Below are 18,565 nucleotides of genomic sequence, written 5' to 3'. Positions count from 1 at the left end.
GTAACCCAGAAAAAATCGAACTTAACCAAATCTTAACCAATGTTCATTACAAGATACACACAAAACATGACGATCTTTACACATTTAGTTGCTGTTTAACGTCATTTTTTAGTATTTTGTCGATGATTTAACCCCACAAATCGACCCGTTTATGAAATTAAGAAGTATTATCGTCGACGACTCGTCAATGCAACGAATGGCAGTTGCAAAGCTGGTCAATAGTCACCCAAATTTAGCTATGGTGGCGGAATACAGCAACGCGATCGAGGCTAAAAATGGAATTAAGAACAATGAAATCGATCTCATTTTTCTTGATGTAGAAATGCCTATTATCAGTGGTTTCGACCTACTCGAATCACTTGAAAACAGACCTCAAGTCATCTTGATTACAGGTAAACCCGACTACGCCTTAAAGGCTTTCGATTATGATGTAACAGATTACTTGCACAAGCCGATTACCATGGCGCGCTTTGACGCCTCTGTGAAAAGAGCCGTTTCTAAATTTGAGCAATTACACAAGGTACAAGAAGACGAAGAGCATATTTTCGTAAAGAGTAACCTTAAAAAGCGAAAGGTAATCTTGAACGATATCAAATGGATAGAGGCTCTCGGTGATTATATCAAATTGGTAACCGATGAAGCCAACATAGTTATCTTATCTACTATGAAATCTTTTGAAAAGCAATTACCAGAAGATAAATTTCTACGTATTCACAAATCGTATATCGTGAATCTAGAGAAAATAGAGAAATTCAACAGCAAGAATGTTGAAGTTAGTGGCAGGTCTATTCCTTTAAGTAGGAACAAAAAGACCGAATTGGCCGAAGCGCTGAGCAACGTCTAAACTTCTACTTTCAAATTATTATAAGGTCCCGATTAAAATCAGGACCTTTTTTTTTGAATTATTTTAACCTTTGAACTCTAAACCTGATTAAATATGATCTACATTATAAATAACCCTTACGCTTCTAAACTGGGCAACAGCATTAAAAGATCTTTCCGTTCTTCTTATGCCGGATTTCACACCACTCACCGAAGTGCCATTCGGAATCTTCACCAATAGATTTTTCAAGAACTGATTTCGAATTCGTGCCACAGGCGGATACTCCGGACCGAGAACATTACCTCCTAAACTATTCCTCAAGGCTTTAGCGAACCATTCGGCAGCCTCATTTAAACGATTATACTCCTTATGCTTAAAAGTAATTTTTATAATTCTATTCTTAGGCGGATACTTGTATTGCTCACGCTCATATAACTGTTCTTTAAACATACCCTCAAAATCGTTCGTCGAAACCTGTTTTAAAATTTGATGATATGGGTTATAGCTCTGAATAATGACCTTTCCTCTTTTTTGGGTGCGCCCTGCCCTACCCGCTACTTGTGTCAATAACTGAAAGCATCTTTCATGGGCCCTGTAATCAGGAAAGTTCAATAAAGAGTCTGCATTCATTATGCCCACCAAACTTACATTTCTAAAATCAAGACCTTTGGTGAGCATTTGCGTACCGACGAGAATATCTATCTCTTGCTGCTCGAAAGCCGTTATTATTTTCTCGTAACCATGCTTGCCCCGGGTGGTATCTAAATCCATTCGCCAAGTTTTTGCTTCGGGAAATAGTGTTTCGAGCTCTTTTTCAACTTGTTCGGTACCAAAGCCTTTGGTATCTAGAGTATGACTACCGCAAGCCTGACATATTTCAGGAAGTGCCATATGGTACCCACAGTAATGACACCGAAGTTGCTTCTTGTATTGATGAAAAGTGAGGCTAACATCACAATTTGGGCATTGAGGTGAATGGCCACATGTGGTACACTCGACTATTGGTGCATAACCCCTTCGGTTTTGAAAAAGAATGACCTGACCACCTTCATTTAAAGCTTCTTCAATTTCTAGAAAAAGCCGTTCTGAAAAATGACCTTTCATCCGCTTTTTTCGTGTCTGTTCTTTTAGGTCGACCAATTCCATGTCAGGCATCAAAACATTGCCAAAGCGTCTTTGTATTTCTGCAAAGCCATACTTGCCCCTTTGGCCGTTAAGGTAACTTTCAATACTTGGGGTTGCCGATCCCAACAAAATATTGCTACCGTGCAAATTACCCAGAACAATCGCTGCATCACGGGCATGATACCTCGGGGCCGGATCAAATTGTTTGAACGAACTTTCGTGTTCTTCATCAACAATCACGAGTCCTAGATTTGAAAAAGGCAAGAACAGAGCGGATCGCGCACCAATTACAATTTGTGCCTTCGATTTCTGTGCCAAAACATTGTTCCAAACCTCTACTCTTTCCTGAACATTGTACTTCGAGTGATAAACCGATACCTTTTCGCCAAAATACTGCTGCAAGCGCGTAATCAACTGGGTTGTCAAAGCTATTTCGGGTAAGAGATATAATGCTTGCCTACCTTTTTGAATACATTCATCAATTAGCTTGACATAAACCTCTGTTTTGCCCGAAGAGGTAACACCATGAAGCAGAGTAACCAATTCTTTTCCAAAATTTTCATGAATATCTTCAAAGGCTTTTTGCTGATATTCATTTAACGCCTTTAATTCACTGTTCTCTTCTTCACCTTCATAATTCACTCTATCCGTTCTGAAAAAATATTCTTCTAAAATCTCTTTATCGACCAAAGATTTAATCACCGCTTTAGAAGCACCGCTGGCCTCTTCCAATTCTGAAACCTTTATGGGCTTTTTATGAACCGCCTGTAACTGAAATAATGATAGCACCACTTGGCTTTGTTTGGGTGCCCTTGTCAATGTCTTCAGCAAAGCTTCCAAGTTTTCTTCGGATAGATACGATTGACCGAGCTTTACATATTTGATAAGCTTGGGTTTGTATTGCTCATAAATTTCCTCTTTTAATAGTATTACATTCTTTTCCAGCAATCTATTTAAAATAGGTAAAACATTCTTACGGTCAACTATGGCACTCACCTCATGAACTTTTAACGAACTTTGGTGGTGTAAAGCTTCAAAGACCAAAAATTCATCATCTTCTAACTGAGATTCTTCAATCTCTACTTCTGTATTTCTGAGAATCAGGGTTTCACTTTCCAATAAAAATGCCCCAGGAACCGCACTGCGAAAAACTTCACCTATCGAGCACATATAGTAATCTGCGATCCACTTCCAATGTTTTAACTGAAACCTGTTTACAATGGGCTCATCATCTAAGATTTTATGAATTTCTTTGGCCTCGTAAACGTCAGGTGGGTTGTTATGAATTCTATAAACCAGTGCCGTATAGACTTTCGATTTTCCGAAGGGAACACCCACACGAACGCCCGGCGAAAGTAATTCCGCTTCAGCTTGGGAAATTTTGTACGTAAAAAGTTTTTCTAAAGGAATCGGTAAGATTACATCAATAAAATACTCCATAAATGTAGTTACATTCTATCTATCTACACGTTGCCAAGTTTGGGTACGATATATAAATGCAAGATACCCCCTAACTTTAAGTTCATCTGAATTTTCGGGATTCAGCCATATTTTACAACGAAAGGTCATGGCCTGTTGTGGGTCAAAAAGAGTATCGCCTTTGTAAACCCCTTCACCCACATGTATGGCCCCTTCAATAATGGTCATGCCCAAAACAGGTTTGTCTTTGCGCTCACCCTCACATTTTTCACAGATAAAGTTTTCCTTACCCTCTTCTACAATTTCAACCACCTTGCCGTACATCTGCCCTTCTTCTTCATAAATATCAATAATAGCTTTCGGTTTGCCGGTACGGTCATCTATCGTTTTCCATTTTCCAAATACACTTTGAGATTGTACCAGCTGCACGAAGCAGAAAAACAAGCCCATTAAAACAATTCTATGTGGTTTTATCATTCCTTTTTAAAAGTTTTGCGTAATGAGTTCAAAGAGGCGTTCAATTCGAACCCTAACAGCAATATATTGGAATTTAACCAGATATAGACCATTAATATTAATAAACCGCCCAGAGCACCGTATAACTCGTTATATCTAGCGAATTTCTCAACATAGACCCCAAAAAGATACGAAGTCAACATGAATAATAAGGTGGTCATCAATGCTCCAATAGAAAAGAACTTGGCCTGCCTACCTTCTGTTGTGCCAAAATAATAAAGTATGGCCGTGGTAAAATAAGATAATAGTATGAAGAATATCACCTTGCCCAACTGAGCGCCAACGATATCATTTTCAGTAAGGTCGTAGCCCCTGGTCTTTGCGGCCCAAACACTGAGATAATCTAAAATATAGAACTCTACATAAACATAGGCCACAGCACCTACAATTAATAATATGGATAATATCAAACCGACCATAAGCGCATACATGTATTGCCTGAAGAAATTTCTAGTAAGTTCAACATGATACGAATTCTCAAACCCTCCAAAAATCGCGTTTACGCCATTGGCCATTAAAAAGATAGAAAACAAAAATGCCGAAGAAAGTAATCCGCCTCGCTTTTGATCTTTAATCTGTTGATAGATATCACCAAAATAATCACTGGTAGCAGAGGGTAGAAACGACTCTAAGAATATAAGGAACTGTGAATCGAAATTTTCATTACCTATACTAACATAAGGTATGATAAAGGGTACCAAGGTTATCAAAAAAATCAATAAGGGGAATAGCGCCAAAAATAGACTGAAGGCAATAGAACTTGCCCTAGTCGAAATGGCTCCTTTGAAAATGCCAAAAATATACATCTCCATCAAATCATAGAGGGAAAGACCTTCAAAAGCCGGTAGCTTAATCTCTTTCAAAAATTTGGCCAACCAGTTCAGTATGGGAATCTTATCAATCTTTTCCTCTATATCTTTGGACATCTAAACTGCCTTTAAGCTCAGGTCCATATTATATACCGAATGGGTCAAGGCACCTGAAGAAATATAGTCAACCCCACATTCGGCATACTTTCTAATCGTTTTCTCATTAATGCCCCCTGAAGATTCCGTTAGACATTGATCACCGATTAGTGCAACCGCCGTTCTGGTATCTTCGTAATTGAAATTATCAATTAGAATTCTATAAACTCCTCTCGATTTTAATATCTCACGAATTTCATCGAGGTCTCTCGCCTCGACTATTATTTTTAAGTCTCTGCCCGTTTCCTTCAAATAATTTTTGGTTTTCTCGATGGCTTTGCTCAATCCGCCAGCAAAATCGATATGGTTATCTTTAAGCATTATCATATCATATAATGCAAAACGATGGTTTTCGCCTCCTCCGATTTTAACAGCCCATTTTTCGAGCGCCCTGATGCCAGGGGTTGTCTTTCGTGTGTCTAGAATTTTGGTGCCAGTACCTTCTAATAATTTCACAAAAGTGTCGGTTTTACTAGCGATTGCACTCATGCGTTGCATTGCGTTGAGTACCAAGCGTTCAGATTTTAGTATGCTTTGAGAACTGCCTGAAACATAAAAAGCGATATCACCATATTTAACAGGGGTTCCATCTTCTAAGATACTCTCAACGACCAAGTCTTTATCTACATAAGCAAACACTTGCTTCGCAAAATCTATACCCGCGATTATTCCATCATCTTTAACCAGCAATTTAGCTTTACCGTGAGCATTTTCAGGTATACAGGCCAAAGAACTATGGTCACCATCTCCAACATCTTCGCGTATGGCGTTTTTAATAATATTATCTATTTCATTTTGAAATTGTTCTGCGGAAATCATAAACGGTATTTAGCTTTAGGCTAAATTAAGAAATGTTAAGGGTTTTAAATTACTACGGAAATGGTTATTTGATGATGACCTCTGAAAGCACATAAAAATAATTCAAATTTCACTTTATATTTGCGCATGACCATTAAGCTACTTGCCATAGGAAAAACGGATAGCAAACCGTTGCAGCAACTAATTTCAGAATATGAAAAACGGTTAAAACATTATGTGAAATTTGAAATTGATGTAATTGCTGATATCAAAAATTCTAAAAACCTATCGGAAGCCCAACAAAAAGAAAAAGAGGGAGAACTAATTTTAAAAAGGCTTTCACCAACCGATATCCTAGTACTTTTAGATGAAAACGGCAAACAGTTTTCATCAATAAACTTTTCAAGTTACCTTCAAAAGAAAATGAATGCGGGTGTCAAACAGTTAGTACTGGTGATTGGCGGCCCCTATGGGTTTAGTGAAAATGTATATCAAAAAGCAGAGGGTAAGATCAGTTTATCAAAAATGACCTTTTCCCATCAAATGGTACGCCTTTTTATCATCGAACAAGTTTATAGAGCTTTTACCATTTTAAGAAATGAACCTTATCATCACAGGTAACATGAACTGATTTTCAGTTTTCCCTAAGAGTTAGCGGTAATTCTTTTAGTTATAGATGATGATTTTCTACAAGTTATCTTAAAAAAAAGCTTTTCAATAATCTACATTACCAAATCAACTTTTCTACATTAGCGGACTAACAAAAGTTACAACTATGATTGTTACCAAGGGAATTCCGTTCAAGAAGCTATTTAATCTGTCTTTTCATCATGTTATTTGGCTCTTTGCCTATATGGGTGGTATTGCAGTTCTATACCGATTTAATATTATTTCTTACGAAATACCCTGGTTACCCGTATCGGTCATTGGTACCGCGGTTGCATTTTATGTTGGTTTTAAAAACAATCAATCTTACGACAGAATGTGGGAAGCCAGAAAAATATGGGGCGGAATAGTCAATGATAGCCGTGCATGGGGCATGCTGGTAGATGGCTACATTACTAATTTGAACACTACAGAAAAACGAAGTGATGAAGAGCTGCACACTATCAAAAAAAGATTGATTTACAGGCAAATTGGATGGCTTTATACTCATAGAGAACAGCTATTGGTATCTACTTCGTGGGAACATGTAACACAGGGCGGACTCACGACTAAACATGCCGAACGACTTGAAGAGAAATTTGGGGTGGGTATTATTAATGATAGTCTAGAATATCGTCAACTGAGAAATTTTCTTTCTGAAGAAGAATATAACCGACTGGCACCTAAAGCCAATACAGCCACACAAATTATAAATGAACAATCAAGAGATTTGCGAGAATTGCGCAAAAATGGCTTAATAGATGATTTTAGACATATCAAAATGCAAGATGTTCTACGCACTTTCTACGAATTACAAGGTAAGAACGAAAGAATCAAGAAATTTCCCTTTCCCCGTCAATATGCTAATATGAGCTATTATTTTGTGGGAATATTCATTTTTTTGTTGCCCTTTAGTATGATGCCCGAAGTATTAGATTCCGGAAGTGTCAATTTTTGGCTTGCAGTACCGATCTGTGTGTTGTTAGGCTGGGTTTATATTATGATGGAATTAATTGGGGATTATTCAGAAAACCCCTTCCAGCGAATGGCGAATGATATTCCTATGCTCTCCCTTTGCAGAACTATCGAAATAGACCTCAGGGAAATGTTGGGCGAAACAGAACTTCCTCCCCCTGTAAAGGCACAAAAAGGAGTACTTATGTAAATTTATTGATGACAAACACAATAAAAAAAGCCCTTTCAAAAGGGCTTTCTCCATTTTATAAATTAAGTGCCATTAATACAACACCCTAAATTTAATAGTGTTCTCTACCTTTTTAAGGGCTTTGATAACGTCTTTGTTGTATTCTTTGTTGACATCTGTAATCACGTACCCTACATCACTGTTCGTTGAAAGATATTGCCCAACAATATTCAACTCATATTTGGCCAACACCTCATTGATTTTAGCCATAATACCAGGTACGTTTTTATGAATATGTAAAAAACGATGCGCTTTTTGCTGTTTGGGCAATCTTATGTTAGGAAAGTTGACCGCATCTACGGAATTTCCGCTATTGATATACTCCATAATTTTATTAGGCACAAAATCAGCGATATCACGTTGAGCTTCTTCTGTACTACCACCCACATGCGGAGTTAAAATCACGTTTGGTATGCCCTGCAGTGCGGTATAAAATTCACCGTTACTTCTCGGTTCTTCAGGGTAAACATCGATAGCTGCACCGGCAAGTTTACCACTTTTCAAAGCATTTGCCAAAGCATCGATATCAACCACGAATCCTCTAGAAAGATTAATTAACATAGCGCCATCGCGCATTTGATTGATTTCCCTTGCGCCAAGAAAGTTTCTATTCGCCTTGTTGTCGTCAATGTGAAGAGTTACCACATCAGATACATTCAATAAATCTTCAAGGCTGTTGCATTTTTTGGCGTTACCTAAAGAAAGTTTATCCTCTACATCATAATAATAAACACGCATACCTATCGCTTCGGCCAAAATCGACAATTGTTTGCCTATATTACCATAACCGACGATACCTAAATTTTTACCACGAACTTCTCGAGACCCTTGTGCCGTTTTTTGCCATTGCCCTTTATGAATTTCACTACTACGGGCGAATACGCTTCTCATCAGCATAATAATTTCACCAATGGCCAATTCGACCACCGAACGGGTATTGCTGTAAGGCGCATTGAATACGGCAACACCCTTCTTGCTTGCATACTCCAAATCGATTTGGGTCGTACCTATACAGAATGCACCAACGACCAATAATTTATCAGCAGCATCAAGCACCCTTCGGGTTACTTGCGTCTTAGAGCGTATACCCAAAACATGTACGCCTTTTATTTTTTCAATTAATTCTTCTTCCGGTAAACTGTGCTTTACCAACTCTACAGAAAAACCATCTCTTGACAGGTTTTCTAAAGCTGCTGGGTGCACGTTTTCCAATAGTAAAATTTTAATTCTGTTCTTCGGATAAGAAATATTTCTAGGTAGATCGTTCACAAAAAGAAATTCATCAAGGTTAGGGGTTATAAAATCTGCTTTGCTCGCTGCTTTTTCACGGTGTACATTTTCGGTATAAGCAAAGAATTTGTCTGCAATACCTGCTTCTTTCATTACATAATCACTATAGCCATCACCGATAACCTGAACCTCACCATCAAGATTCATTTCACGCAGACATGCTATTTTTCCATTGTGTTGGGAAAGTACATTTTTTTCATCGAAGCCCACAATATTTCCTTGCTCATCAAAAGCAAAAGTGTTGGCGTAAACCCGATCTGATGGAATATTATATTCTTCTACGATAGGTACAATAAATTCTTTGAATCCACATGAAATAACATAAATATCATCTGAAAATTTTTCAAAAAATTCTTTATTTGCTTCTATGGATCTAGAAATTTTATGGCGCAGTTCTTCTACCAAGGGCCCCAAATCATCTTGATGGGCATTCAGTAATTTTATACGACGCTCCAAAGACTCTGTAAAAGAAATATCACCATCAATTCCCAAATTGGTTATCTCCTGTATTTGATTAACTATTTCTTCTCTATTCGACTTATCTTTCAAGGTCATTTCAGCCAAAACATCCAATGCCTCTACCCTAGTTAAAGTACTATCAAAATCGAATACGTATTTCCTATTTGTTGCTACCATGTTCTCGATGAAAAATTAAGGCACAAAAATAAAGATTAATTCGGTGTATTTTGGGTGATTGTTATTAAAAGTTACTTCTGTAACTAATCGGTATGGTTTTGAAGTTTAATTTAAAACCAGAGCAATCTAAGAAGCTGTACTTTATGAGGTTTGAAGAACACTTCAATTAATTACCAACATAGATTATACCCGCTAAAATTGCAAGCCCGAAACTAAGTAAAGTACCTATTAAAATGTATTCCGTCAATTTACGGTTATTACTCTCCTTGAGGTCGTTAAAGCGAAAAACCGACTTGGCACCAATTAGAAGACCTATTGCTTCCCAACGCCCCATAATTATAAACATAAGAACAAAAAGCCTTTCGATAATACCAATATATTTGCCTGCATTTGGCAAAGACTTATGGTCTAATTCAATCTTATCTGACATAGCCTCCAATAACTTACCCATAATTATTGCCGATGGGAAACTAACAAAAACAATAGCTGTTATAAGTGCCCAATCTAAATCATTGAAAAGTTGGGCCGTATGCCCCCATAAATTACCATAAAATGCGCATATATATATTATGGTAATATGTAAGACCTGATCGATAAAAAACGGAATACTTTTTAATTTAAATAAAGGTGTAACATGCAATTTGGCCAAATCGATCAAGCAATGTGAAACCATTATTATGAGCGCAAGCTTCCAGTACTTTAAATCCCATAACAATAAAAGAGTTACCAAAAAATGAAGCAAAACATGAAAATATAAATATCTAGATCCTGCCTTATGTACTTCTTTATGAATTACCCATCGGTTAGGCTGCAACAGAAAATCACCAATAAGATGGGCCAGCAATAACTTTGTAAACAATATCATCTATTTCAATTCTTTTAAAGTTTTAGAGTAGTATGCCAATAATTGATGCACTAAATCTAACCGAGCCCGTTTTTGACGTTGACTAACCGCCGATTGCTGAATATTAAGGCGTTTTGCAATTTCTGTTTGTGATGCGTCGGGGTTATCGAGGGCCAGTACTACGATCTCTGCTGACACGGGGCTCCAGTCATCCATGAAATCTAGGGCCAACTTGAGCATTAAATTCAAAGTCTCATCGAAAAAGCCATGGCCCGTTGCAATAGTAAGATTTAATTTGTCTTCTTTCAAACTTTCAAATGTTCTGCCAGAACGCTGGTACGCCGGGCCATTTGACTCGCTCACTCCAACACCTACAAAAGTTTCACTACCCAAACCTATGCCCATGCGAGCATCGAGGCCCTTCGTAGACTTCAGTAAAGCCTTAATATAAATAGCGGTGCTCAATGCTTTATCTTGAGGTATTTTTAGCTGAAATTCATCTCCTCGATAAATTTCCCAGTCGGTGGGAGATTCACCAAATCTTACAAAATATTGCTTGAGAACGCTAAGCCAAGCGTCTGAGCTGTGGTTGCCCGACCCTATAATGTCTCCTGTTATGATTGCTATCACCTATTATTAGTTAAAGCGCTAATATATAAAAATATAAGCAAAAAAACTAATAATTAAAATTATAATTCAAAATGCTTATATTTTAACATATAAGCCAAATACCTAATATAACATTAAAACCATCTACGAGTTTTGACACAATATTGTTTATACTCCTTTCCGAAAATCGATAATAACACCTCTTCTTCAGGAATAATCTGAAAACGGTTCATATAAGCTACAAAAGCCGCCGCGAGTAAAGTATTGAAAGCATTGCCCAACCAAATACCCCAAGCCAAAAGAACCATTAACATGGCCAGATACATGGGGTTTCGAGAATATGCAAAAAGTCCGTTAGTCACTAACTTAGTCGTTTTCGTCGGGTTCCTGGGATCTATTGATGTCTTGCTTCTGAAGAAATGAATCAAAGCCAAAACACTCAACAGAAATGCACTACCCAGAAGTGCAAGAATCAAGTAATTTCTTCCGAAAAAGTCAAAATATCCAAATGGTAAAAACTCTGACAATAAAAACATTATCAAAGCAAAAATTAAAACAATGACCACTGGCGGTATCTTCAATTTCATAAAACAATATTCAGAGATTATACAAAATTAATGTATTTTGAATCCGACAACGCCCTTACGAACGTATATCTCATAAGCCCCCACGATGAAACTTGTCTTCGCTACCCATAACAAGAACAAATTCTCAGAGGTAAAACGACTAATGCCCGAGCATATAACCCTATTATCACTTGACGACATCTCATGTCTTGATGATATTCCTGAGACAGGCGACACCTTAGAAGAGAATGCCAAAATAAAGGCTGATTACGTCACGAAAAAATATAATCTACCTTGTTTTGCCGATGATACAGGCTTACTTGTTGATGCTCTAAACGGGCAACCCGGGGTGTATTCAGCAAGATACGCCGGACCTCAAAAAAAGGCAGATGACAATATGAACAAGTTGTTATTTGAACTAAAGGAAAAACAAGAACGAAATGCACATTTCAAGACCGTAATCGTACTTAATCTAAATGGTGAGCAAGTAATTTTCAAAGGAAAGGTAGAAGGCGAAATAACCCTAGAAAAACAAGGAGTACAAGGTTTTGGATATGACCCCATATTTAAACCTAAAGGATATTCAACAACCTTTGCCCAATTATCGGTAGACCTAAAAAACAAAATCGGCCACCGAGGTAAGGCCATCAACCAACTAATAACTTATTTACAAACCGACCCACATGCCAAACAATAGAAAAATAGAAGAAAGAGGAGGCGTACTGATTATTTTCTTCGTTGCCTTATTAGCCATAATGAAGGTAATCAACAGCTCTTTTGAGAAACAAATAATCGATGCAAGCAATAACGAAGTCAGTTATTCCGACTGGTACAATGCGAAAAGTATCAAGCAGATTATGAAAGAAAGTGAACGTGACTACCTAAGTGCATTACTGAGCACGTCGCTATTAAGTCAAGAGAAATCATCTGATTTAAGAATGAAAGTAGAAGATACCAAAGCCCTTATTTTCAAGTATGAAGCAGAAAAAACTGAAATTCTCATGGGTTCGGCGAATATTCCACCAAGTGCTTGGGTACAAGATTTAGATGGTGAAATGGGCAAAATCATAGGTCTAAGAGAGTGGCGAGAAACTTCGAAGCAATTAACCGAAACTGTAGCCAAAATAGATTTAGGCATTCTCTTTCTACAGATAAGCGTAGTATTCGGCGTTATCTGCCTTATTATACAAGAAAATCAGAAACTTCAACAGACCTTTACGTGGCTGATGATCGGATCAGGTACGATAGGTATACTACTCTCGCTATACGGCTACGCACTATCGTTATAATCACCTATATTTCAAAAGGTAACGTTTTATAAATAAATAAGCTTACCTTTGCCGCTTATTTTTAACGCCGCCGGTATGGCAGGTGTTGCTTTGAGTCTAAGGGTTATACGATAATCGCTCTACGCAACACACCTATTAGCGATTAAGTATACCTTATTATTATGACAAAATTTGAAGCACTAGGGCTAAACAAAGCCTTATTAGATGCTGTTGCCGATATGGGATTTGAAAGCCCTTCGGAAGTACAGGAAAAAGCAATCCCAATCTTATTGGAAAGCGAGACCGATTTGGTGGCCCTCGCTCAGACCGGCACCGGTAAAACTGCCGCATTCGGTTTTCCTCTTATTCAAAAACTAGACAGTAAGAGTCGAACCACTCAAGGTTTGATTCTCTCCCCCACCAGAGAACTTTGTTTGCAGATTACAAGTGAAATGCAAGCATACTCGAAATACGAGAAAGGTCTTAGTACCGTGGCTATTTATGGCGGAGCAAGCATTACGGAACAAGCCAGACAAATCAAACGTGGTGCACAAATAGTTGTTGCCACACCCGGCCGTATGAAAGATATGATCGGTCGCGGACTGGTCGACATCTCAAAAATCGACTACTGTATTCTTGACGAAGCTGACGAGATGTTGAATATGGGCTTCTATGAAGACATTAAAGAAATTCTTTCCAACACTCCAAAAGAAAAGTCTACATGGTTGTTTTCGGCTACTATGCCAAAAGAAGTGGCAACCATTGCCAAAAAGTTCATGCACAGCCCCGTCGAAATAACGGTAGGAGCTAAAAATGCGGGTACATCCAATGTACAACATGAATATTATGTAGTCGGAGGAAGAGATAGATACCCTGCCCTGAAAAGATTGGCAGATGCCAACCCTGATATTTTCTCCGTTGTTTTCTGTAGAACAAAAAGAGACACCCAAAGAGTAGCTGAAAAGCTTATCGAAGACGGTTACAACGCCGGGGCATTACACGGTGACCTTAGCCAAAATCAGCGTGATTTGGTCATGAACGCCTTTCGTAAAAAGCAGATTCAAATGTTGGTGGCCACCGATGTTGCCGCGCGAGGTATCGATGTCGATGATATTACCCACGTTATCAACTATCAGCTTCCCGACGAAATAGAAACTTACACCCACCGTAGTGGGCGTACCGGTAGAGCAGGTAAATCAGGTATTTCAATGGTAATCGTTACCAAAAGTGAAATGCGAAAAATTCATTCCATAGAGCGAAAAATTCAGCAGAGTTTTATTAGCAAAAAAATACCTACAGGAATTGAAATTTGCGAAATTCAGCTCTATCATCTTGCCAATAAAATCAAGGATACTAAAATCAACAAAGATGTCGAGAACTATTTACCCGCCATCAACGAAGTACTTGAAGGCATTGATAGGGATGAACTGATCAAAAAAATCGTATCGGTCGAGTTTACACGATTCTCTAACTACTACAATAAAACCAAAGACCTGAATAGTTCTGCAGGAAACGAACGTTCTGACAGAAACAATCATATGCCTTCCGATGGCTCTGTTCGTTATTTCATTAATGTAGGCGAAAAAGACGGTTATGATTGGATGTCGCTAAAAGATTTCTTGCGAGATACTCTTAGCCTTGGTAAAGAAGATGTTTATAAAGTCGATACAAAAGATACTTTCTCATTCTTTAATACCGATGAGAAACATCAAGACCAAATTCTTCAATTTTTCACAGACTTTAAACTTGAAGGCAGGTTTATAAATGTAGAAGTATCTAAGAGCCCAGGGGGTGATGGTGGCCGTGGGAGAAAAAACAAGTCAAAAAGACGAGGTCGAGATAACGACCGAGGAGGTCGAGGTAAAAGAAGAGATAGAAGCTCTTCGAAGAGCACTTCGAGCCATTCAGGTAAGAGAAGAAGCAAGAAGAACAGAAGCGACTTCTTTTAGTTAATCATATATTAAAAAATACGCTTCGGCGTATTTTTTCGTTTTGTTTAGTAATTTTAGCCTTGCATTTAATTTTTAATGAGAGCACTCCTATCTTTTCTATTTCTCTGTTTTAGCATAACCCTATTTGCTCAAGAGGAAAATCTTACTGAAGAAAAACTAAGCGCGGTAGTCATCAACGCCCAAACCGAAAAACCTATGGGCAGCGTGCATGTGGTAAACTTAAATCAGGTCGTAGGTACCATTACCAATGACAATGGTGAGTTTTCTATAACCGCGGCCGTCAACGATACACTTTATTTCTCCTTTTTGGGTTTTAAATCTCAAAAAATTAGGGTTACCAATGATATGTTCAAGTTTGAAGATACTAAAATTGCGCTTACCGAACTCGCATATGCTTTAGAAGAAGTAATTGTACGCCCATACCAGTTGACTGGTTATCTTGAAATCGATGTGAAAAATTTTCCTATCAACAATTCATATCAATACAGTATTTCTGGACTTTCAGTAAGTTACGAAGGGGGCAATAAAAACCCTAGTGCAGTCACGAAAGTACTTGGAGCCATTCTTAACCCGGCAGATTTATTGCGAAACCTCTTTGGCAAACGACCCAATCAGATGCGAAAGCTACGAAAAATGAAAGAAGATGACCAAATACGTGATTTATTGGCTTCGAAATTTGACAGAGAGACGCTTACCGAACTTCTTCAGATAGAAAAAGTTGATATTGAAGATATTTTAAATAATTGCAATTACTCAAAATCATTTATTAGAACTGCCAATGACCTTCAAATTCTTGATGCCATAAGCAGTTGCTACGAAGAATTTAAGGTGCTCAACCGCAAAAAATAATTCTTTGATTTCCCCACGGCATTTTATAGCTTTAGACAAAATAGATGTCTATGAAGAAACTGCTCACCGCGGTATGTTTTTTATTTTTGGTCGCTGCATGTGTCGAACAAAATAAAGAACCGGTTAAAGACACAGCGACGACCGTAATAGAGTCGCAAGATGATTCCACAATGGTCAAACCATTCGCTTGGGAAGGTGCCAATATCTATTTTTTACTTACTGATCGCTTTAACAACGGTAAAACCGAAAATGACATTAACTTTGATAGAACTGAGCCTACTGGTCCATTAAGAGGTTTTATGGGCGGTGATATAGTTGGTATAACCCAAAAAATTGAAGAAGGGTATTTCTCTGATTTAGGAGTAAATGCCATTTGGTTTACCCCTGTTGTCGAACAAATTCACGGTGCTACCGACGAAAATACTGGCAATACCTACGGGTATCATGGTTATTGGGCAAAAGACTGGACTGCCATCGACCCCAATTTCGGAACTAAAAAAGAACTCGAAAACATGGTCAAAACAGCCCACAAAGAGGGCATTCGTGTTTTGATGGATGTCGTACTTAATCACACCGGTCCGGTTACCGATATGGATCCTGTTTGGCCAGAAGAATGGGTCAGAACAGCACCTATATGTGATTTTACCAATTACGATAATACCACGAAATGCACATTGGTAGAGAACCTACCTGATATTATTACCGAATCGAATGAAGCCGTTGAACTACCCGATGCTCTATTGGCCAAATGGAAAAAGGAAGGTAGGTTGAGTCAAGAACTTGATGAACTTCAATTATTTTTTGAGCGTACCGGTCACCCTAGAGCACCACGCTTTTATATTATTAAATGGCTTACCGACTATGTGCACAGCTTAGGTATCGATGGTTTTCGCGTAGATACGGTAAAGCACGTGAACGAAAATGCTTGGGGCGAGCTGTATGAGGAAGCTTCCTATGCCTTCGAAAACTGGAAAAAAATGCATCCTGAAAAGGTGTTGGACGATACACCGTTCTTTATGGTGGGCGAAGTTTATAATTATGGTATTTCCGGGGGAAGGGAATACAATTTCGGAGATACGTCCGTTGACTATTTTTCCCATGGATTTCAGAGCCTGATCAATTTTGAATTGAAGACCGATACACAAAAAGATTATGAGTATATTTTTAAAAAATACCATAAGAAATTACATTCTGAACTATCGGGAAAAGGTGTGGTCAACTATCTTACCTCTCACGATGATGGCAACCCTTATGACCAAAATCGCAATGACCCTTACAAAGCCGCCAATGCTTTATTGCTCACTCCAGGGGCGTCGCAAATTTATTACGGAGACGAAACTGCTCGAGATTTGATTATTGAAGGTACGGTTGACAACCCCGTTCAAGGGGATGCTACACTTCGTTCGTTTATGAATTGGGAGGAATTGGATAGCCTACCGGAAAAACAAAATATTCTTAAACACTGGCAAAAACTGGGAAGTTTTAGAATCAACCACTTAGCCATCGGTGCAGGTCGACACAAGCAATTATCTAAAAGTCCGTATGTATTCAGTAGAACATATGTTAAAGACGATTATAAAGATAAAGTAGTTGTGGGATTGAATCTTCCTAAAGGAAAAAAATCATTATTAGTCAAAGGTTTCTTTGGAGATGGCACCAAACTCTACGACACTTACTCCGGAACAAGTGTAACCGTCGAAAACGGACATGTGGCACTTGATAATGATTACGACATTGCCCTGCTTGAACTTGCCCAGTAAAAGTCACTTTTCAAGGTTCAATTTTAAATTGGCCAACCCCAGTTCAAAATCTTTTCCGACGGCCTTATCCATACTCATAAACAGCATCATTATAGTCATAGGAAATTTATGATCGCCCGTGAAACCCCAAGTCACTTTTGATTTGTCGGCTTGAACCTCGTCTATTTGCAGAAAACAATCAGAAGTAGATTTCCAAGGTTTCAAAAAACGAAGTTCAGATTCAATACGTTCATTTTCAACTATTCTCGTTATTTCTTGCTCGCCTTCGCCGACATCTTTGTTTCCGTTCCAATAACTTACCGATCCGACTTCTCCATCAACTCCAGTGAACTTCTTATCCATATTCGGGTCTTTCTTGGCCCATGGAGACCAATCATCCATATTCTTCAAAGATTTAAGATAATTGAACACTTCGGGTTTAGACCTCGATATTTCAATAGACCTCGAAACCTTATACGTTTTTGGAGCAATAAGTGCAAGAAATATAACTAGGGCAATGAGCCCTACAATGATGTAGAGTGCGATATACATTTGTTTTTCAATTGGTTGGATTTTAAATGTACAAAAAAATTAGAATCGCTTATTGAAATTTAGCCCATACTTAAATAGCAATCTATCTAAATCTTTGAAGAATCTCGTCTATGCTCTTAATTGATTTTTTTGTCCAGTCAAGTCGCTTATCCAATTTTTCAGATTCCGTAAGCTGCCATTTAAAATCGGTTTTTCTTAATTCGTTGGCAAGGTGTTGTAAAATTATGGCCGCCGATACCGATATATTTAAACTTTCGGTAAAACCCAACATGGGTATTTTTAACGAACCATCACATTGTGCAAAAGCTTCTTCGCTTAAACCCTCACGCTCGGTTCCGAAAAGAAATGCCGTTTTGCCTGTAATCTTAAAATCATCTAATAAACATGACTCGTTATGGGGTGAGGTCGCAATTACCTTATATCCGTTTGCTTTTAAAGTATCAATACACTGGGTCGTTGTTTCATATCTGTGTACATCTACCCACTGCTGTGCACCCATTGCAATATTCTTATCTAAGCGCTTACCAAAACGATTTTCTATAACATGCACTTCTTGTATACCGAAAACATCACAACTACGAATAACGGCACTTGTGTTGTGCAATTGATACACATCTTCTATGGCAACGGTCAGAAAATTTGTGCGTTCTTCTAAAATTTCAATAAATCTATTTTTACGTTTTTTGGTAATAAATCCCTCTAAATATTCAAGAAGTAGGCCATCGTTCATAAATCTAAATTAATAAAAACTCTATTTTTATGGTA

At 38.0% G+C, this 18,565-nt stretch carries 18 protein-coding genes; 8 read left to right on the top strand and 10 right to left on the bottom strand.

The genetic code is table 11. From position 1 onward, the window contains the following. The first annotated feature begins 151 nt into the window (after positions 1 to 151). Positions 152 to 844, top strand: a complete 693-nt coding sequence (locus tag IV512_RS01335; protein WP_100868858.1) for a LytTR family DNA-binding domain-containing protein — start codon at positions 152 to 154, stop codon at positions 842 to 844. Between the two features lie 87 nt (positions 845 to 931). Here IV512_RS01335 and priA read toward each other — a convergent pair whose 3' ends face one another. The 4 genes from priA to nadC are packed head-to-tail and all read right to left on the bottom strand — an operon-like array spanning position 932 to position 5,667. Next, positions 932 to 3,388: a primosomal protein N' gene (gene priA, locus IV512_RS01330; RefSeq protein ID WP_209399908.1), complete on the bottom strand. Its 2,457-nt coding sequence runs from the start codon at positions 3,386 to 3,388 to the stop codon at positions 932 to 934. Between the two features lie 15 nt (positions 3,389 to 3,403). Next, a complete protein-coding gene (locus IV512_RS01325) occupies positions 3,404 to 3,844 on the bottom strand; it encodes a DUF2147 domain-containing protein (RefSeq protein WP_209399906.1) in 441 nt (146 codons plus the stop codon). Further along, entirely contained in the window at positions 3,841 to 4,809 is a 969-nt protein-coding gene (locus IV512_RS01320) for a YihY/virulence factor BrkB family protein (RefSeq protein ID WP_209399904.1), read from the bottom strand. The genes IV512_RS01325 and IV512_RS01320 overlap by 4 nt, the downstream gene beginning before the upstream one ends. Then, positions 4,810 to 5,667, bottom strand: coding sequence for a carboxylating nicotinate-nucleotide diphosphorylase (gene nadC / locus IV512_RS01315; protein ID WP_209399902.1), 858 nt, complete (start codon positions 5,665 to 5,667; stop codon positions 4,810 to 4,812). A 126-nt stretch (positions 5,668 to 5,793) separates the two neighbouring features. Between nadC and rlmH the strand changes: the two genes are divergently transcribed. Both rlmH and IV512_RS01305 read left to right on the top strand, forming a co-directional pair. Further along, positions 5,794 to 6,267 carry a 23S rRNA (pseudouridine(1915)-N(3))-methyltransferase RlmH gene (gene rlmH / locus IV512_RS01310; protein ID WP_209399900.1) on the top strand — a complete coding sequence of 158 codons (474 nt, stop codon included), beginning with the start codon at positions 5,794 to 5,796 and terminating at the stop codon, positions 6,265 to 6,267. 154 nt (positions 6,268 to 6,421) lie between these two features. After that, the gene (locus IV512_RS01305; RefSeq protein ID WP_209399898.1) at positions 6,422 to 7,456 is read left to right on the top strand and encodes a bestrophin family protein; all 1,035 of its coding nucleotides are present in this window, start codon (positions 6,422 to 6,424) and stop codon (positions 7,454 to 7,456) included. Positions 7,457 to 7,528: 72 nt separating this feature from the next. Here the strand turns inward: IV512_RS01305 and serA are convergent, their stop codons facing one another. The 4 genes from serA to IV512_RS01285 form a co-directional block, all read right to left on the bottom strand. After that, positions 7,529 to 9,421, bottom strand: a complete 1,893-nt coding sequence (serA, locus tag IV512_RS01300) for a phosphoglycerate dehydrogenase (protein WP_209399896.1) — start codon at positions 9,419 to 9,421, stop codon at positions 7,529 to 7,531. A 166-nt stretch (positions 9,422 to 9,587) separates the two neighbouring features. Continuing rightward, positions 9,588 to 10,286, bottom strand: coding sequence for a DUF3307 domain-containing protein (locus IV512_RS01295; protein ID WP_209399894.1), 699 nt, complete (start codon positions 10,284 to 10,286; stop codon positions 9,588 to 9,590). Then, positions 10,287 to 10,895, bottom strand: coding sequence for a sigma factor-like helix-turn-helix DNA-binding protein (locus tag IV512_RS20010; RefSeq protein WP_209399892.1), 609 nt, complete (start codon positions 10,893 to 10,895; stop codon positions 10,287 to 10,289). 113 nt (positions 10,896 to 11,008) lie between these two features. Next, positions 11,009 to 11,461 (bottom strand): isoprenylcysteine carboxylmethyltransferase family protein, encoded by a 453-nt coding sequence (locus IV512_RS01285; protein ID WP_209399890.1) that lies wholly within the window; start codon positions 11,459 to 11,461, stop codon positions 11,009 to 11,011. A gap of 85 nt (positions 11,462 to 11,546) precedes the next feature. Between IV512_RS01285 and IV512_RS01280 the strand changes: the two genes are divergently transcribed. From IV512_RS01280 to IV512_RS01260, 5 genes are all read left to right on the top strand, one after another. After that, the gene (locus IV512_RS01280) at positions 11,547 to 12,137 is read left to right on the top strand and encodes a non-canonical purine NTP diphosphatase (RefSeq protein ID WP_209399889.1); all 591 of its coding nucleotides are present in this window, start codon (positions 11,547 to 11,549) and stop codon (positions 12,135 to 12,137) included. Further along, complete coding sequence (locus tag IV512_RS01275; RefSeq protein ID WP_209399888.1) at positions 12,124 to 12,729, top strand: DUF4337 family protein; 606 nt, start codon at positions 12,124 to 12,126, stop codon at positions 12,727 to 12,729. The genes IV512_RS01280 and IV512_RS01275 overlap by 14 nt, the downstream gene beginning before the upstream one ends. 161 nt (positions 12,730 to 12,890) lie before the next feature. Then, on the top strand, positions 12,891 to 14,657 hold the full coding sequence (locus IV512_RS01270) for a DEAD/DEAH box helicase (protein WP_209399887.1): 1,767 nt from the start codon (positions 12,891 to 12,893) through the stop codon (positions 14,655 to 14,657). Between the two features lie 78 nt (positions 14,658 to 14,735). Beyond that, positions 14,736 to 15,509 carry a carboxypeptidase-like regulatory domain-containing protein gene (locus tag IV512_RS01265; RefSeq protein WP_209399886.1) on the top strand — a complete coding sequence of 258 codons (774 nt, stop codon included), beginning with the start codon at positions 14,736 to 14,738 and terminating at the stop codon, positions 15,507 to 15,509. Positions 15,510 to 15,559: 50 nt separating this feature from the next. Beyond that, positions 15,560 to 17,269: an alpha-amylase family glycosyl hydrolase gene (locus tag IV512_RS01260; RefSeq protein WP_245224639.1), complete on the top strand. Its 1,710-nt coding sequence runs from the start codon at positions 15,560 to 15,562 to the stop codon at positions 17,267 to 17,269. Between the two features lie 3 nt (positions 17,270 to 17,272). On the opposite strand, the gene IV512_RS01255 is transcribed toward IV512_RS01260, so the two are convergent. Both IV512_RS01255 and IV512_RS01250 read right to left on the bottom strand, forming a co-directional pair. Further along, positions 17,273 to 17,800 carry an SRPBCC family protein gene (locus tag IV512_RS01255; protein ID WP_209399885.1) on the bottom strand — a complete coding sequence of 176 codons (528 nt, stop codon included), beginning with the start codon at positions 17,798 to 17,800 and terminating at the stop codon, positions 17,273 to 17,275. An 82-nt stretch (positions 17,801 to 17,882) separates the two neighbouring features. Further along, positions 17,883 to 18,530: an RNA methyltransferase gene (locus IV512_RS01250; protein ID WP_209399884.1), complete on the bottom strand. Its 648-nt coding sequence runs from the start codon at positions 18,528 to 18,530 to the stop codon at positions 17,883 to 17,885. Positions 18,531 to 18,565: the final 35 nt, after the last annotated feature.

This window comes from Pseudozobellia sp. WGM2 (genome assembly GCF_017810075.1).
Lineage (GTDB): Bacteria > Bacteroidota > Bacteroidia > Flavobacteriales > Flavobacteriaceae > JADNYK01.
The sequence above is the reverse complement of the archived record's forward strand: the minus strand, read 5'-3'. Positions and strand labels throughout refer to the sequence as shown.

Excerpts from the sequence above, each read along its gene's own strand:
- IV512_RS01275 (WP_209399888.1), top strand. The coding sequence starts at position 12,124 with ATGCCAAACAATAGAAAAATAGAAGAAAGAGGAGGCGTACTGATTATT.
- priA (WP_209399908.1), bottom strand. The coding sequence starts at position 3,388 with ATGGAGTATTTTATTGATGTAATCTTACCGATTCCTTTAGAAAAACTT.
- IV512_RS01265 (WP_209399886.1), top strand. The coding sequence starts at position 14,736 with ATGAGAGCACTCCTATCTTTTCTATTTCTCTGTTTTAGCATAACCCTA.
- IV512_RS01260 (WP_245224639.1), top strand. The coding sequence starts at position 15,560 with ATGAAGAAACTGCTCACCGCGGTATGTTTTTTATTTTTGGTCGCTGCA.
- IV512_RS01255 (WP_209399885.1), bottom strand. The coding sequence starts at position 17,800 with ATGTATATCGCACTCTACATCATTGTAGGGCTCATTGCCCTAGTTATA.
- rlmH (WP_209399900.1), top strand. The coding sequence starts at position 5,794 with ATGACCATTAAGCTACTTGCCATAGGAAAAACGGATAGCAAACCGTTG.
- nadC (WP_209399902.1), bottom strand. The coding sequence starts at position 5,667 with ATGATTTCCGCAGAACAATTTCAAAATGAAATAGATAATATTATTAAA.
- IV512_RS01325 (WP_209399906.1), bottom strand. The coding sequence starts at position 3,844 with ATGATAAAACCACATAGAATTGTTTTAATGGGCTTGTTTTTCTGCTTC.
- serA (WP_209399896.1), bottom strand. The coding sequence starts at position 9,421 with ATGGTAGCAACAAATAGGAAATACGTATTCGATTTTGATAGTACTTTA.
- IV512_RS01280 (WP_209399889.1), top strand. The coding sequence starts at position 11,547 with ATGAAACTTGTCTTCGCTACCCATAACAAGAACAAATTCTCAGAGGTA.
- IV512_RS01270 (WP_209399887.1), top strand. The coding sequence starts at position 12,891 with ATGACAAAATTTGAAGCACTAGGGCTAAACAAAGCCTTATTAGATGCT.
- IV512_RS01335 (WP_100868858.1), top strand. The coding sequence starts at position 152 with ATGAAATTAAGAAGTATTATCGTCGACGACTCGTCAATGCAACGAATG.
- IV512_RS01250 (WP_209399884.1), bottom strand. The coding sequence starts at position 18,530 with ATGAACGATGGCCTACTTCTTGAATATTTAGAGGGATTTATTACCAAA.
- IV512_RS01320 (WP_209399904.1), bottom strand. The coding sequence starts at position 4,809 with ATGTCCAAAGATATAGAGGAAAAGATTGATAAGATTCCCATACTGAAC.
- IV512_RS01295 (WP_209399894.1), bottom strand. The coding sequence starts at position 10,286 with ATGATATTGTTTACAAAGTTATTGCTGGCCCATCTTATTGGTGATTTT.
- IV512_RS01285 (WP_209399890.1), bottom strand. The coding sequence starts at position 11,461 with ATGAAATTGAAGATACCGCCAGTGGTCATTGTTTTAATTTTTGCTTTG.
- IV512_RS01305 (WP_209399898.1), top strand. The coding sequence starts at position 6,422 with ATGATTGTTACCAAGGGAATTCCGTTCAAGAAGCTATTTAATCTGTCT.